Below are 14,314 nucleotides of genomic sequence, written 5' to 3'. Positions count from 1 at the left end.
GGCCGGCCGGCCACCCGCATGGCCCACAGGCGTGATGCCACCTGCTGCTTGCGCCGCGCCTGGTGCGGCTGCATGGCGATGATGCCGGCCACCGGCGCCTCTGCCACCACCACGCGGCCGGCAGCGCGCGCCGCATCAAGCAGGGCCTGGCCGGCGGCGGTGCGCGCCATCACCAGGCTGCGGCCATCCTCCTCGGCAAAGCTGGGATAGCCGCGCTCATCGCCATGCCAGGCATCGGCGCAGGCGATATCGGCGGCAGCGCCCACCGCGTCGGGGCAGATCTTGCAGCGGAACTGCACCTCCTTCGACAATATGTCGCCCCAGCTTGCCGCATAGCTCATCGACCGGCTGCTGCCGTCCTTCAGCGTGGCTGTGGCTTCGCCAGGCCAGCCATCGCCGCGAAAGCGAAAGGCCGCCACCTCGCGCGCATCGACCGAAAGATGGTCGAGGATGCGGCCCACCGCGCGCGCCGAAGGGATGCCGGCGCAGAAAAAGGACAGCATCAGCGGCACGCGGCGCCCGATGCGCGGGTCCTGGCGAGCGCGCAGCCGCAACGCCGCCACGTCACATGGCTTGCCGACAAAGGCGAAGCGCGCATCCTCGGCCTCGGCGCGGGCCAGCCATTGTTCCAGCCCGGCCAACGGCGAGGAGGCGGCATAGCGCGAGCCGGCAGCGGCAAACACGTCATCGGCCGTGTGCGAGAGGCTGGTGATGTTGGCGGTCGGCCGCGCTGGATCGGCGCGCACCTGCACCACGAAATCAACAAGGCGGGTGTTCAGCGCGTGGCCGAGCAGGGCGGAGATCATCCCGCCCGAAGACGCATGGTGGCGCAGTTCCGCATCGCCGGCATGGCCGATGCCGGTGAACAATTGTGGCCCCCACAACGGCTCGCCGGCCGGGTGCGGATTGTCGGTCTCGTCCACCACCAGGCCAGGGCAGGCGGCGGCGATGGCGGCATCTTCAGCGGCGCTCACCGCCCCGATCTGGCGCGGGCGGGCCCAGCCCGGCGGCGCTTCGGTGATCTCGATGCCGCTCGACAGGGCGGCACACAGGCCGCAGCCGGCGCAGCTGCCGGCACGCTCCACCCGGGCAAGGAACGGGGCCGTCACGGCGCCGCATCAGCAAAGAGAGTGGCAAGGGCATCGCGATAATCCCGCAGCCCGGCGTCGATCACAGGCGCGGCAGCCGCGATGTCGGCAGCCACCTGCTCCCGCTGGTCGAGCGCGCGCAGAACAAGGGCCAGCGCGGCGTCGTTGTTCATCTCCCTGGTGACCAGCCATTCATAGCCAAGGCCGCCAAACAGGCCTTCGAACTTGCGACTATAGCTGATCGGCACCACGGGCACGCCGGCGGAAAAAGCTGCAATCGTGGCGTGCATGCGCCCACCCACCAGAAAATCGAGTCCGGAAATGAAGCTCTTGGCATCACTGGCGGAAACGAAGTCTGGCGCGCGATGAAGTGCTGGATATGCCGCCTTCAACAGGTCGATGGATCTGCCGTCGTCGTCCGCAGGCACATGAGGGGCCAGCACATGCGCCAAAAGGTGCACATCGCAATCCTTGCGCTCCAGGAGTGCCTCGATCAGCCGGTGGGTGAGTGCGGGATAGTCAATCCCAAGGCCAAACTGGTTGCCAGGCTGCATGAGGAGGCCCGATACATTGAGCCCCACTTGCAGTCGGCCGGGTGTGCGCGCGCGCGGCGTGTAAGGCAAGGCGAAGGCGACATCCACCACCTGCCGGGCCGGTACGCCCGGCGCGATTGCGGCGAGCGCTGTCAGCGACAACGCATCGCGCACGAAGATGGCGTGGGCCTGGCGGCAGATCCACCCGGCAACGGCGCTATGCGGCTGCTTGCTGAACGGTCCGATCGTCTGCGGACTCAGAACCAGAGGCACGCCAGACAGGATCGGCAGGATCTTGGTGGCTGCAACATAGGCAAAACGCTTGTTGGCGTAGATGTCGGTGAAACTGTCCCCGCCGCAGATGTCGAGCATGATGTCGAGCCGCTTGAGATCGGCCCGGTAACCGCGCGGGCTGGCCATGTAGCGGCCATTGATGATGCGCGTTTCGATCCCGCTATCGTTGATCGAGTCTGGTCCGTGTTCCTGCGGGCCGATGATGGTGAAGCGGGGCGACAGGCCAGCCTGCGCCGCCGCTTGCCGGGCGATCAGCAGGTTGCCGGCACTCAGCGCCCCGACGCCCAGATTGGTGGCCTGCCCGGCGTGCCAGAGCAGGCCGATCCTGATGTCACGCACCGGTGCCCCCGGCGGCGGCGGCTGGAGCCCCAGAAGGAGCGGTTGCCGGTGCGGGCGCCTTTGCCGGCGCCTTGGCGCCTGCCTTGGCCGCGGCCTCGGCCTCCTTGCGCAGCTTGGCGACGACCTTCTCCGGCTCTTCGAAGCCGGCGGCATAGGTGATCTTGCCCTTGGCGGCGTCCTTCAGCCGGGTCAGTTCGGCTTGCAGACGTTTGCCCATTTCCTGGCGCTGCAGCAACTGCTGGGCATAGGTGATGGCGCGTTCGCCCAGGAACGGCTGCTGCTTGGTCTGGGTGACCACGTTGATGTAGACCACCGGCGCCGGCGCACCGGCCGGGCGGTCGGTGAACATGAACGGTTCGCTTCCCGGCCCGGCGGCCACGCGCAACACTTCCTTGGAAATGCGCGGGTCCACCAGCAGCGTGTCGATCTGCTGCGGCGCCCGGCGGAACTGGATATTGGCGGCAAGCAGCACCTGCTCCACCTGGCTCATCGTCTTGGCGTCCTTGAGCGGGATCTCGTTGAGGTCGGGCGTCTGCAAGAACTGAATCTGGTCAAGCGTCAGGATGCGCCGATCGGCGAACATCACGGGGTTGTCGGCGATGAACTTCTGGGCCGCTTCGCGCGGGGTGGCCTGCACCTTGCCGGCGACATCGGCCTGCAGGGCCTGCACCAGCAGATTCTCGTCGTTGCGGGCCTTGGCCAGCACGAACTGCGGAGATTGATCGAGCTTGCGGGTGCGCGCCTCGCTGGCCACCAGCTTGCGTTCGATCACGCGGGCCAGTGCCACCGACTCGGCCAGCTTGCGCGGCGCGTTCTTCGCGGCGGCGCCCATGGCGTTGATCTCGGCATTGACCTCGTGGATCGTGACATCCTTGCCGTCGATGGAGGCCACCACCTGGCCGGCCGGCTTCTCCGCCTCCTTGCTGCAGGCGACGAGAGTCAGGCTGGCCGCTGCCGCCAGCACCAAGGCCCCATGATTGCGCTTCATCCCCGTTCACTCCCTTGCGGCTGGACCATGATCGGCCTGCCCCACGCACGCCAGTCTTGTCACCAACAGCCTCGCTATCGCGCTTCTTGCCGCTGTGGCTGTGCGGGGTCAATGCCGGCCGATCATTGCAGCGCCATGACTGACACCGCGCATCACGGGCCTCGACCGAAGAGGGCCCGCAGGATCGCCCCGGCATGGCCCCAATGGCGGCGCGCCAGCCGGCGCGCGATGATCGCCCAGCCCAGCAGCCAGTGCCAGGGCCACAACCACGGATGATGGCGCGCGATGTAGCGCAGCCGCGATCGGGTCAGCCAATAATCGGAAAAGGCGCTGCGGCCGGCGCGCACGCTGGTGGAACCGATGGCGCGTCCGGCCTTGTGAAACACGGTGGCGCCATGGGCAAAGCCGATCTCGAACCCGTCCCGCCCCAGCCGGCGGTTGCGGGTGGCCCAGTCGATCTCCTCGAAATAAAGGAAATAATCCTCCGCCATGGGCCCCACCGTCATCAGGAAATCGCGGCTGACGGCGAGGCTGGCGCCCAGCACGAAATCGGTGGCATCCGCAATCGTCTGCGGGTTGAAGGGCTGGGCGGCGGGGCCGTTGCCGCCCAGCGCCCGCGCGGCACCCGTGAGCAGGCTGAAGCTGTAGCCGTTCAGGGCCTGCACGCGATCGGGCGCAAAATAATGGCGCACGATGGTGCCGGCCATGCCGATACGCTCCCCCGACAGCATGCGGGCCAGCACGGCGCCAGGGGCGTCGCGCGTCACGACGGTGTCGTTGTTCAACAGCCAGAAGTGTTCGATCGCCGGATCGGCCAGCAGGTGGCGCAAGCCCAGGTTGTTGCCGCCGGCAAAGCCCAGATTGTCCGGCGATTCGATCAACGTCAGGGCCGCTGCCGGCGCCGCCTTGTTCCCCGTCTCCTTACCGACGTCTGCGGCCGCGATGCGCGCCAGGTCGATGGGCTTGGCGAGCGGCGGGGTCGACAGAATGGCCATGCCTGCCTCACCTGCCACCACCGGCAGCCGCCCGGCCGCCCAGTCGGCGATCTGATCGGCCGAACCATCGCCAGAGCCATTTTCCACCACCACCACCCGCATCGGTTGCGGACAGCGCAGCAGGCTTTCCAGACACTCCAGCGTGTCCATGGCACCGCGATAATTGACGATCACCACGCCCAGCACGGCATCGGCCTGAGCGGCGGCAGCCGGTCGCCAGCGCGCCGGCCCCTGCAATGCGGTCGGGCTCAGCGGTTCCACATCATGGCTCCTGCCGATGGCGGGGCGGCCGCGATGGTTGCCATGCGCCGGGCCCGATACCAGCGGATGGCAAACAGGGTGGCGATGCCGCGCCAGCGATTGCCCAGTCCCTCGACTTCGGGCGACAGGGCGATCCGCCCCCAGTCAAGCAGTGGTGACAGTGCCATGGCGGCGGCGCGGGCCCACCAGCGCCAGCCGCGACGCCCTGATTGCACATGTTCGCGCCAGTCATGCTCCAACAGCCGGTCGAACTTGCGCTTGAGGGCAGGCAGGTCGGGCCGCGGTGGGTGGAACACCAGCATGTCCGGCAGATATGTCAGAGCCTTGCCGGCCCGGTGCGCGCGCCGGCCCCAGTCCAGATCCTCGGCGATGTGGATGTCACCGAACGGGCCGACCTCTTCAAACGCGGCGCGCGGCATCGCCAGGTTGGCGGTGACCGAAAAATGCTTCCTTGCGATATACTCGGCCTGGCGGAAGCCGAAGACGCATTCAAAGGCCTCGGCGCCGCTCATGTGCGCCGGGTTGGCCACCGCGATGCGGATCCGGCCGCCGGCAATGCTGCCGGCCGCCGCCGCCGCATGTGCCGCCGCAATCCAGCCGGGCCCGGCGATGCAATCGGCATCGATGAACGCCAGGCAGGCGCTGCCAGACGCTGCCACGCCGAGGTTGCGGGCCAGCCCCGGCCCCGGCCGGGGTTCCAGCATGAAGCGCACCGTCGGGAAGCGTTCCATCACAGCGTCAAGCGGCACGCGCGAACCATTGTCGACCACGATCACCTCGAACCGGCCGGCGGGAAGTGACTGGGCAAGCAGGGAGTCAAGGCAGCGCGCCAGGAGATCGGGCGTGTTCAGATGCGGGATGATCACCGACAGCTGGGGCGCCGGCCCTGCGGCAGATGCTGTGACACCGCTGGCGGCGGGTTCTTCCGTGGCCGGCACAAGTGCCATCATCTGTTCGGCAGGGCGGCGGCCAGCGTCGCCGGCCCCGGCTGGAACACGGCATCCGGATGCCGGGCGATCAGCGATTTCAGCGCCGCCTTGTCCAGCAGCCACCATTGACTGGCCTCGATCGCGTCGATCTGGGCCGCATCGAAGCGGCTGCGCAGCACCCTGGCCGGGGCGCCAGCCACGATCGCATAGCGCGGGATGTCCTGGTTGACGATCGCCCCGGCGCCGATCACTGCGCCGCGCCCGATATATTTGCAGCCCGGCAATATGGTGGCGTTGTGGCCGATCCACACATCATCCTCGATGGTGATCCATTGCGGTTCCGGCAGATCGCTGTCCACCACGCCGAAACGTGCCTCGTAGAGGAAGGGATGCATGGTCAGCGCCGTCACAGGGTGATTGCGGTCGATGATCCGGGCGGTGCGCGCAATCGAGCAATAGCGGCCGATGCGGGTGTGGCGCGAGACCCGCCATGGATCGAAGCAGCCATAGCTGTACTGCCCGACCTCGATGCCCCAGCGGGCAGCAAACCACTCGCGCAGCGCCCGGCTTTCATACTCGTCGCGGCGCAGCCAGAGCAGCTTCAGCTTTTCCAACACGGAGGCCATCACGCCGAACCTCTGGTGCGCCGGACACCGGCGCTGGCCGTCATGCCTCTTGGCGCGCCATCGCCGCTGCCATGGTGAGCAGCGCGGAGACGCCGGGATAGCTGAAGCGGAACTGCGGGTCGCCATGGCCCTCGCGCCGCTCCAGCAAGTCGATGACGTTGACGAACAGCTTCAGGTCGCGCTCGACCCCGATTGGCGTGGCGTTGCCGCCCAGTTCGGTCACCACGTCGTCCACGGTGAACCAGCCATCGGCGGTGCTGCCGGCACGGGCTGCGGCGACCAGCAACGGCCAGTGGGTGCGGGCCTCCTCGCGCACCAGGTTGGCCTGGATGCGGCGCGGCAGGCTGGCCTGCCAGTCGGCAATCACCTTTTCGACGGCGGTGCGGGTGTCGCTGTAATTCACGTCGTCGCGGCGGTTGCCCAGCGCGTTGAGCCCGGCCTGGTGGCCCAGCAGCCGCACCAGATAAGGCGAGCCGCCCGCCATGCGCGTGATCAGCGCCACCGAATCCTTGTCATAGCGGATCTCTGCAGCCCGCTCGCCCATGCGCAGCAGTTCGCGCACCTCGGCGGGCGCCAGTGGCGACATCGGCAGGCCGGCGATGTTGCGCCGGATGGAGGGGGCATAGCCGATCAGCTCGTCGAGGTTCAATGCCACGCCGGTGATCACCAGTTGCACGCGGGCAGCGCGGTCAGACAGGTTCTTGATCAGCTCGGCCACCTCGCGGCGGAAATTGCTGTCCACCACACGGTCATATTCGTCGAGGATGACAAGCACGCGGGTGCCGACCAGGCCGGCCAGCACCTCGGCCAGTTCGCGCGCGCCATAGGGGCCTTCTGGCAGCATCGGCTCCAGGCTGCCGGCTTTCTCCCCTTCCGGCGAGTTGGGCAGCACCGAGGCATGATAGATGCGCGGGATGCGGGCCAGGACCGAGCGGAACATGTCGCCGAAATTGGCGGCCGTGCCGCAGCTGGCATAGATGACGTGATAGCGGGCCTCGCGCGCCGTCTCGGCAAAGACATGGGCCAGGCTGGTCTTGCCGATGCCGCGCTCGCCATAGACGACGACATGGACCCGCTGTTCCTCCACCGCCTTGATCAGGGTGGACATGGCATCGCGGCGACCGGCAAAGGTTTCGCGCGCTGTCACCGGCTGTGACGCGCCCAGGGCGTCGCGCAGCAACAGCCGCCGCCGCGCCAGCTCGCTTGACAGGTCGCCCTCGATCTCGTCGGAGGCGCTGGCAATGAAGCGCGGCAGGATCGGGCCCGGCTCGAGTGCTGCCATCGGCCAGTCGGCAGCGGACCGGCCGGACAGGCGCGCCGCTTCACCGGCATCCAGTTCCGACTCGGTTGGCAATGGCGAGCCGACATCCGTCTCGAAGGCGTCGAAGCCCGAACCCGGCACGCCCGAACCCGGCGCGCCGCCATCTTCGGTCATGTCCCTCGTCTTGCGCTTCCATATCATGTGCAATCCCGTTTCTGCCGCAACGCCCACACCGGGGCCAGTGGCCCCTTACTGATGACGTTGGGGCCCCGGCTCAGACCAGATGCGGCCCAAACACCATGCGGGCCAAGCCAGATACGAAAACATCGTGTAGCCGATGCCATCGACAGGCCGGCGTGGTGGCCGAGTCAGCTGCGCGAACGACGCTGATCAACCACTGGTCCCCACCACCATCCCATATCATGTGCCACGAAGCGCGGCCGGAAGCGAGGGGCAAATCACCGGCAAATCGCCCGATGCGCACCAAAAACGACACAAGATAGCGCGAGATGGTTGCCGAAGCTCACATCTGAGTGTAGCTGTGTAGACCGCTGAACGTCAGTCTGACGGGCCATGATCATGGCTTGTTCAAACGACGATAGCATGGGTTGGGGGTGCTTGCGTTGATGACGCAATTCGGTTTGCGGGCGTTGGGCGAACTGGGTCGGGTCGCCGCTGGACGGTGTGGACGCGCCGGTCTGTTGCTGGCCGTGGCGCTGCCGGCCGTGCCGCTGGCGGCTCAGACAACGTCTTCGACCCCTACGCTGTCCAATCCTTCTCCCCAGGCTGCAGGCCAGCAGCCCGGTGCGGTTTCGCCACCGGGTTCGGTACCGCCGCCGCTGCCCAATCTCTCCTCGCCGGGCGGCGCACCGCCAGTTGCGGGCCCGCCTCCGTTGCCTTCTGCGGCAAGTGCAGCGCCGGCTCTGGCGCAGCCGTCGGCGGTGACCCCTGAAGACGGTTACGCGGGGGGCGGCAGCAATGTCCTGACGGCCAGTGACAACGACGACGGGCCGCTGCGCGAGGGCGGCGGTGGCATCAGTTTTCCCGGCCTTGGCCTCAGTCTCGCTGCGAACGTGATGGGGCGGTATGAGGACAATCTGTTTCGCCAGCAGCAGTCTGGCGGCGGTTTCCGGCTGCGCCCCCGGGTCACCGTCAGCTATGGAACCCGCCTCGGCCAGCAGCGGTTGTTCGTGCAGGGCACGATAGGTCGCGACATGTTCTTCGGGTCCGGTGCGCCGCCTGACCGGCAGCGGTACAACGCATCTGGCGGGATGCAGTTCCAGTTGTCGCGCTGTTCGGGGCAGATCGCCGGAACCTGGTCGCGCGCGCTCATCTTCTTGTCGGATGCTGCCGCCTTCGGCGGATTCGAGCAGGAGAGCACGGGGCTTTCGGCCGGCGCCTCCTGCCGGATCGGCACGGCGCTCAGCCTCAATGGCGGCATTTCCCGCAACACGACCGACAGTGTGCGCGGTGTCGGGCGGTCGTTTTCGGTCAACAGCTGGAATTACAGTGCCGGGCTCACCTTCGCCAGCCGGACGCTGGGCACGTTTGGCGTGAACGGCTCCATATCGGACAGCCGCAACCCCAGCCGCCTGGTGTTGACGCCGGACGGCCAGCAGGAAGACGGGCTTGACCAGCGCAGCGTGGGTCTGAGCTACCAGCGCAGCTTCGGCCAGCGGATCGGCCTCAGCGTCGGCCTCAATTATATCAACAGCCAGCCCAAGTTCGATCAGACGGTGGTGATCGTGGATGGCGTTCCCCAGGTGGTGCCGCGGGAGGGTTTCTCCGGCCTTGGCTACGACGCGGGCCTTGATTTCAGGCTGACGCAGCGGCTGCTGGTGCAGCTGTCGGGCGGACGGCGAACCAGGATCAACCCGGCGGTCGGGGCGCAGTTCGTGGTGATCGACTTCTACGGGATCGACCTGAACTACCAGTTCAACCGCAACTATGCGCTGAACGCCGGCGTCTCGCGCCGCAAGAACGCCTTCCGCGGCAGTTTCCTTTCGGATCTCGAGACGGTGGCGCGTCGTTCGGACGAGTTTGATCGTTACTATGTGCGTGTGTCGGGCCAGATCGGGCAGCGATTGACCCTCGGGTTTGACGTGGTCCACAATCGCCGCCGGTCTGACGTGGCGCTGTTTGACTTCAATTCGACCGGCGTTGGCCTATCGCTGGGCGCGCAATTCGGAAGGGGACGCTCGTGAAGCTTCGGGTTGCAGTTGCGCTGATGTCTCTGACCGCGGCCGGCGCGGCATTTGCCCAGTCCGCATCGTCTACGGCGCCCGCCTATCGCGGCTATGTCCTGGGCCCTGACGATACGGTTCAGGTGATCGTCTATGGTCAGGCCGAATTCAACGTGACCACCAGGGTCAAGGCGGATGGCACGATCGTGATGCCGCTGATCGGGATCGTGAAGGCGGGGGGTGAAACCAACATCACCCTGGCCAAGGTGATCACCGACAGGCTGGTGTCCGGCGGCTTTCTGAAGGATCCGCTCGTCAACGTCGAGGTCGGCGCCTACGTGTCGCGCACGGTCAACGTGGCGGGCAATGTCAATTCGCCGGGCATCGTCGGGCTTGATCGGCCCTATCATGCGCTGGAGGTGCTGCTGCGGGCCGGATGGGTGCGCTCCGATGGGGCCAACTTCGTCTACCTGCGCCGGCGTGGCCAGCCGGAACGCAAGCTCGATGTGGAGCAACTGGTGCGCGGCGCTGCCGATGCCGATCCGCTGCTCGAGCCGGGAGACACGCTGTTCGTGCCGCCGGCGGAAACCTTCTATGTGCTGGGGCAGGTGGCGGCGCCTGGCATCAAGGCCATCCTTCCCGGCCTGACCGTGCGCCAGGCGATCGCGCTGGCCGGTGGCGCAGGTCCGTCGGGCAATGCCAACAAGCCGGCGCTGATCAAGGGCGGGGAGGGCAAGGAAGTCGATGTCGATCCGTCATACAAGATTCAGCCTGGAGATGTTATCATTATCAAGGAGCGGATGTTCTGACCGCTTCAAAGGCCGCTGGCGACGGCAGCAAACGTGAAAGGAGCCGGCCTGCCGGCTGATGTGACATGAGCCTCATTCAATTGTTGCGTATCCTGTATGCTCGTCGCCTCATCCTGCTCGGATGCCTGGTGGCATCGCTCGCTGTTGCGGGGGCCGTCGGCCTCATCCTGCCCGCCCGCTATCAGGCGACGGCGCGCATCATCATGGATGTGTTCAAGAAGGACCCGGTGACCGGCGACGCCATGAGCCGCGCCAACGTCTCGTTCTTCCTGCGCACCCAGGTCGAGCTCATCAAGGATTTCCGCGTCATCGGCGAGGCCGTGGACGAGTTGGGGATGACCAACAATCCGCAGCTGCTGGCCACCTGGCAGGCCGAAACCGGCGGTGCCGGGGATTTCCGCCGCTGGATTTCCGACCGGATCAGCCGCGGGGTCACCGTCAACATGGTGGCGGGCAGCAACATCATGGCGATCAACTATGAAGCGCCCAACCCCGAAATCGCCCGCCGCACGGTCAACGCGCTGCGCACGGCCTATATCGAGAACAGCCTGCGCATGCGCACCGACAGCGCCGGCCGCAACGCCGAATGGTATCGGGAACAGGCCGAACGCTCGCTGAAGGCGCTGCAGATTGCCGAAGACGCCAAGAACCGGTTCGAACGCGACAACGGAATCGTGATGACTGGCGATACCGATGCCGAATCGGCCAAACTGGCGAGCCTCCAGGCCGCGCTGACGGCGTCGCGCAGTTCCCAGACGGTCCAGCAGTTCGAAGCGATGCGACAGGCCACCAACTCGGCTGTCGTTGAACAGCTGAAGGTGCAACTGGCCTCGCTCAACGATTCGATCGAACAGGCCTCGGAGCGGCTGGGAACCCAGCATCCGACATACATCGCGATGTTGGCCCGCCGGGCCCAGATGGAACGCCAGCTGGCGCGGGAACAGGCCGTGTCCCGCCAGGCCGGTGCCCAGCAGCTTGGGGCGTCGCGCAGCGGCATCGCCGCGCTCGAAGCCGAGTATGAGGCACAGCGCGCCAAGGTCTTCGGCATGAAGGACAAGCTGGACCAGCACAGCCGGCTGCGCAGCGAGGTCGAGTTGCGCCGGCAGGAATATGAGATGGCGACACGCCGAACCAGCCAGCTGCAGATGGAATCGAACATTTCCGACACCGGCATGGTGGTGCTGGGTGATGCCACCGTCTCGCCGCAGCCGTCCTTTCCGAACTGGCCGTCGATCTTCGGGCTGGGCGCTGGCGTCGGCCTGGCACTGGGCCTCACCATGGCCATGCTGATCGAGCTGCTGAACCGCCGGGTGCGCGGTGCAGAGGATCTCAGCCTGGCGGCACGTGTGCCGGTGTTCGCGGTGATCGCCGATCGCCGCCGGCCGCAATGGCAGCAGACATTGAAGCGCCTGATCACCCGCGGCAAATCCAACGCCACCGGCTGGGCGCCGGCACAGTGAGTAGCGATCCCATGAGCAGCAGCAACGGCCCCGCGCCGGACACCGAAACCGTGGTGGAGGGCGATATCGAACCCCGCACCAGTCGCGTGCTGGGCGGCGTGGACGGCGGCGACCGCTTCGATGCACCGATCCGCGATGTGCTGGTGCGGTTGGGCCATCTGAGCGACGATCAGGTTGGCAAGGTCGCCCAGCACGCTGCCGAGCGCGGGCTGGATTTCGATCAAGCCGCGCTGGAGCTGGGCTTCATCACCACCGAGGAACTGGACCGCGCCCGCGAACTGCTGATCAACAGCATGGCGCTGCAGAACGTGATCCGGCGCCCCGCATCCACCGAGCTGGTGGTGATTTCCGATCCCAGCTCGGTGAAGGCCGAGACCATCCGCATGCTGCGCACCCAGGTGATCGCGCAGCATATCAAGAACGGTCGCCGCGGCCTCGCCGTGGTGGCGCCCGCCGATGGCCATGGCTGCAGTTATGTCACGGCCAATCTGGCCGCCGCACTCAGCCAGGTCGGCTTCAAGATCCTGCTGGTCGACGCCAACATGCGCTCGCCCCGGCAGGATCAGATCTTCGGGGTCGATCCCAACGGGCCGGGCCTGTCCAGCTTCCTCACCCTGCAGGTGGCGCGGCCCGAACGGGTGGTGAATGCCAACGTGCTGCCCGGACTGGCGCTGATCACCGCCGGCCCGCCCACCAGCCGCCCGCAGGAACTGCTGTCGGGCAACCGCTTCCGCGATGGGGTCAACACGCTGCTGCGCGAATATGATCTGGTGCTGTTCGACACGCCAGCCGCCAACAGCAACGCCGATGCGCTCAACATCGGCGGGGCCGCCGGCTATGCGCTGATCATCGGCCGCTCCAACGAGACCTATTACAAGGACGTTGACACGCTTGCCGGGCAGCTTGCGGCCGCCCGCTGCGCGGTGGTCGGAGCCGTGCTGAACGACTTCTGATGCCAGAGCAAGCCGGTATGACAAGCCTTGCTGCCCCGGCGCCACCTGATTTGAGGCTGTTGCTGCAGCAGCATTGGCCGATGTGGCTGGGCGTGGCGGCGCTGGCGTTGCCCACCATGCTGGCGTTGGCGCAGGGGCCCTGGCAGGAAGAATCGGGCGTCCACGGCGTCATCGTGCTGTTCACTGGTCTTTGGCTGGTGTGGCGCCGCCAGACCGACCTGGCAAAGGTGGGCAGGGCCGGCAGCCCGCTGGTCACCGGGCTGCTGCTGGCCGTTGCCTTGCCGGTCTACATGGCCGGCCGGGCCTTCGAGTTCATCAGCATCGAGACCGCGGCGCTGCTGCTCGCGATGGTGGCGGTGGCCTATGAGTATCTGGGCGCGGCTGCCCTGAAACTGCTGTGGTTTCCCATCATCTATCTGGGCTTTGTCGTGCCGCTGCCCGGCTGGTTTCTCGATGCCATCACCTTGCCGCTGAAGGAGCTCGTGTCGGAGATCGTCACCAATGGGCTGGCGGCGGTGGGCTATCCCGTAGGCCGGCTGGGTGTGACGCTCTATATCGGTTCCTACCAGCTGCTGGTGGAGGATGCCTGCGCCGGGCTCAACTCCCTGATCAGCCTCAGCGCCATCGGGCTCTTCTATGTCTATCTGATCCGCGGCTCCAACCCGGTCTATTCGGGGCTGCTGCTGCTGCTGGTGATCCCGGTGGCAGTGGCGGCCAATTGCGTGCGCGTGGCGGCGCTGGTGCTGATCACCTATCATTTCGGCAATGCCATGGCGCAGGGCTATCTGCACAATTTTGCCGGCATGGTGACCTTCGTGTCGGCGCTGCTGCTCATCTTCGGGATCGACTGGCTGCTCACCCCGCTGCGCCGCTGGCTGGCGCCGGATGGAGAGACCACATGAGCCGGCTCAGCCGCAGAGACGTGGTGATGGGCGGCGCGCTGGTGGCCGGTGCGGCGGGCGCGGCCGCGCTGGTGCCACGCGGACGGCTCGTGCTGTTGCCGGATGGCCATCAGCTCGAGGCCATGGTGCCCACCGCCATCGGGCCGTGGACCTATGTGCCCACGCCCGGCATCGTGATGCCGCGCACAGAGGGCACATTGTCGGCCAAGATCTATGGCCAGCAGTTGAGCCGGGTCTATCTTGCCGAGGATCGCCTGCCGATCATCCTCGTCATTGCCTATGGCCCGGTGCAGAACGACCTGTTGCAGCTGCATCGACCGGAGGTCTGCTATTCGGCGGTGGGCTTCGAAATCTCGCAGACCGTCAAGCGTGCGCTGGCCATTGCGCCGGGCGTGGTGCTGCCGGCGCGCGAACTGGTGGCGCGATCGGAACAGCGCACCGAGACCATCACCTATTGGACCCGGGTGGGCGATGATCTGCCAACTAGCGGCACCGAACAGCGGCTGGTCAAGCTGCGCCAGCAATGGGCCGGCTATGTCAGCGACGGGATCCTGGTGCGGCTGAGCTGCACGGCGGCGCCCGATCCAGCCGTGCGCCAGGCGCTGAGCGATTTTGCGCGCCTGCTGGTCACGCACGTGCCGGCGGCAGACCGGCCGGCGCTGGTGGGCCGGCCGCTTTCGGCGCGGCTGGCAT

At 66.9% G+C, this 14,314-nt stretch carries 13 protein-coding genes; 6 read left to right on the top strand and 7 right to left on the bottom strand.

Translation table 11 applies throughout. From position 1 onward, the window contains the following. The 7 genes from GJV64_RS04585 to GJV64_RS04555 form a co-directional block, all read right to left on the bottom strand. Window positions 1-1,109: Coenzyme F420 hydrogenase/dehydrogenase, beta subunit C-terminal domain (locus GJV64_RS04585; RefSeq protein ID WP_164156100.1), on the bottom strand; the 1,109-nt coding region annotated here is incomplete at its 3' end. Next, the gene (locus GJV64_RS04580; RefSeq protein ID WP_164156099.1) at window positions 1,106-2,254 is read right to left on the bottom strand and encodes a polysaccharide pyruvyl transferase family protein; all 1,149 of its coding nucleotides are present in this window, start codon (window positions 2,252-2,254) and stop codon (window positions 1,106-1,108) included. The genes GJV64_RS04580 and GJV64_RS04585, both read right to left, overlap by 4 nt. Next, complete coding sequence (locus GJV64_RS04575; RefSeq protein WP_164156098.1) at window positions 2,247-3,242, bottom strand: hypothetical protein; 996 nt, start codon at window positions 3,240-3,242, stop codon at window positions 2,247-2,249. The genes GJV64_RS04580 and GJV64_RS04575 overlap by 8 nt, the downstream gene beginning before the upstream one ends. Window positions 3,243-3,394: 152 nt before the next feature. Further along, on the bottom strand, window positions 3,395-4,498 hold the full coding sequence (locus tag GJV64_RS04570) for a glycosyltransferase family 2 protein (protein WP_164156097.1): 1,104 nt from the start codon (window positions 4,496-4,498) through the stop codon (window positions 3,395-3,397). Continuing rightward, on the bottom strand, window positions 4,486-5,448 hold the full coding sequence (locus GJV64_RS04565; RefSeq protein WP_164156096.1) for a glycosyltransferase family 2 protein: 963 nt from the start codon (window positions 5,446-5,448) through the stop codon (window positions 4,486-4,488). The genes GJV64_RS04570 and GJV64_RS04565 overlap by 13 nt, the downstream gene beginning before the upstream one ends. After that, a complete protein-coding gene (locus tag GJV64_RS04560) occupies window positions 5,445-6,053 on the bottom strand; it encodes a CatB-related O-acetyltransferase (RefSeq protein ID WP_164156095.1) in 609 nt (202 codons plus the stop codon). The genes GJV64_RS04565 and GJV64_RS04560 overlap by 4 nt, the downstream gene beginning before the upstream one ends. Window positions 6,054-6,093: 40 nt before the next feature. Further along, window positions 6,094-7,488 (bottom strand): AAA family ATPase, encoded by a 1,395-nt coding sequence (locus GJV64_RS04555; protein WP_164156094.1) that lies wholly within the window; start codon window positions 7,486-7,488, stop codon window positions 6,094-6,096. A gap of 767 nt (window positions 7,489-8,255) precedes the next feature. Here GJV64_RS04555 and GJV64_RS04550 point away from each other — a divergent pair. The 6 genes from GJV64_RS04550 to epsI form a co-directional block, all read left to right on the top strand. Next, window positions 8,256-9,518, top strand: coding sequence for a porin family protein (locus tag GJV64_RS04550; protein WP_164156093.1), 1,263 nt, complete (start codon window positions 8,256-8,258; stop codon window positions 9,516-9,518). Window positions 9,519-9,541: 23 nt separating this feature from the next. Beyond that, window positions 9,542-10,306: a polysaccharide biosynthesis/export family protein gene (locus GJV64_RS04545; protein ID WP_164156092.1), complete on the top strand. Its 765-nt coding sequence runs from the start codon at window positions 9,542-9,544 to the stop codon at window positions 10,304-10,306. 65 nt (window positions 10,307-10,371) lie between these two features. After that, the gene (locus GJV64_RS04540; RefSeq protein WP_268920632.1) at window positions 10,372-11,766 is read left to right on the top strand and encodes a GumC family protein; all 1,395 of its coding nucleotides are present in this window, start codon (window positions 10,372-10,374) and stop codon (window positions 11,764-11,766) included. A gap of 11 nt (window positions 11,767-11,777) precedes the next feature. Beyond that, a complete protein-coding gene (locus tag GJV64_RS04535) occupies window positions 11,778-12,719 on the top strand; it encodes a hypothetical protein (protein ID WP_164156090.1) in 942 nt (313 codons plus the stop codon). Window positions 12,720-12,736: 17 nt separating this feature from the next. Next, entirely contained in the window at window positions 12,737-13,621 is an 885-nt protein-coding gene (gene xrtV, locus GJV64_RS04530; RefSeq protein ID WP_235927595.1) for an exosortase V, read from the top strand. After that, the coding region (gene epsI, locus GJV64_RS04525; protein WP_164156089.1) for an exosortase-associated protein EpsI, V-type at window positions 13,618-14,314 on the top strand (697 nt) is incomplete at its 3' end. The genes xrtV and epsI, both read left to right, overlap by 4 nt.

This window comes from Sandarakinorhabdus rubra (genome assembly GCF_010994245.1).
Taxonomy (GTDB): Bacteria; Pseudomonadota; Alphaproteobacteria; order Sphingomonadales; family Sphingomonadaceae; genus Sandarakinorhabdus; species Sandarakinorhabdus rubra.
This window is presented reverse-complemented; position numbering and strand designations above follow the sequence as displayed.

Coding starts and splice junctions, on each gene's coding strand:
- GJV64_RS04575 (WP_164156098.1), bottom strand. CDS start 3,242: ATGAAGCGCAATCATGGGGCCTTGGTGCTGGCGGCAGCGGCCAGCCTG.
- GJV64_RS04565 (WP_164156096.1), bottom strand. CDS start 5,448: ATGATGGCACTTGTGCCGGCCACGGAAGAACCCGCCGCCAGCGGTGTC.
- GJV64_RS04560 (WP_164156095.1), bottom strand. CDS start 6,053: ATGGCCTCCGTGTTGGAAAAGCTGAAGCTGCTCTGGCTGCGCCGCGAC.
- GJV64_RS04555 (WP_164156094.1), bottom strand. CDS start 7,488: ATGACCGAAGATGGCGGCGCGCCGGGTTCGGGCGTGCCGGGTTCGGGC.
- GJV64_RS04545 (WP_164156092.1), top strand. CDS start 9,542: ATGTCTCTGACCGCGGCCGGCGCGGCATTTGCCCAGTCCGCATCGTCT.
- GJV64_RS04540 (WP_268920632.1), top strand. CDS start 10,372: ATGAGCCTCATTCAATTGTTGCGTATCCTGTATGCTCGTCGCCTCATC.
- GJV64_RS04535 (WP_164156090.1), top strand. CDS start 11,778: ATGAGCAGCAGCAACGGCCCCGCGCCGGACACCGAAACCGTGGTGGAG.
- xrtV (WP_235927595.1), top strand. CDS start 12,737: ATGACAAGCCTTGCTGCCCCGGCGCCACCTGATTTGAGGCTGTTGCTG.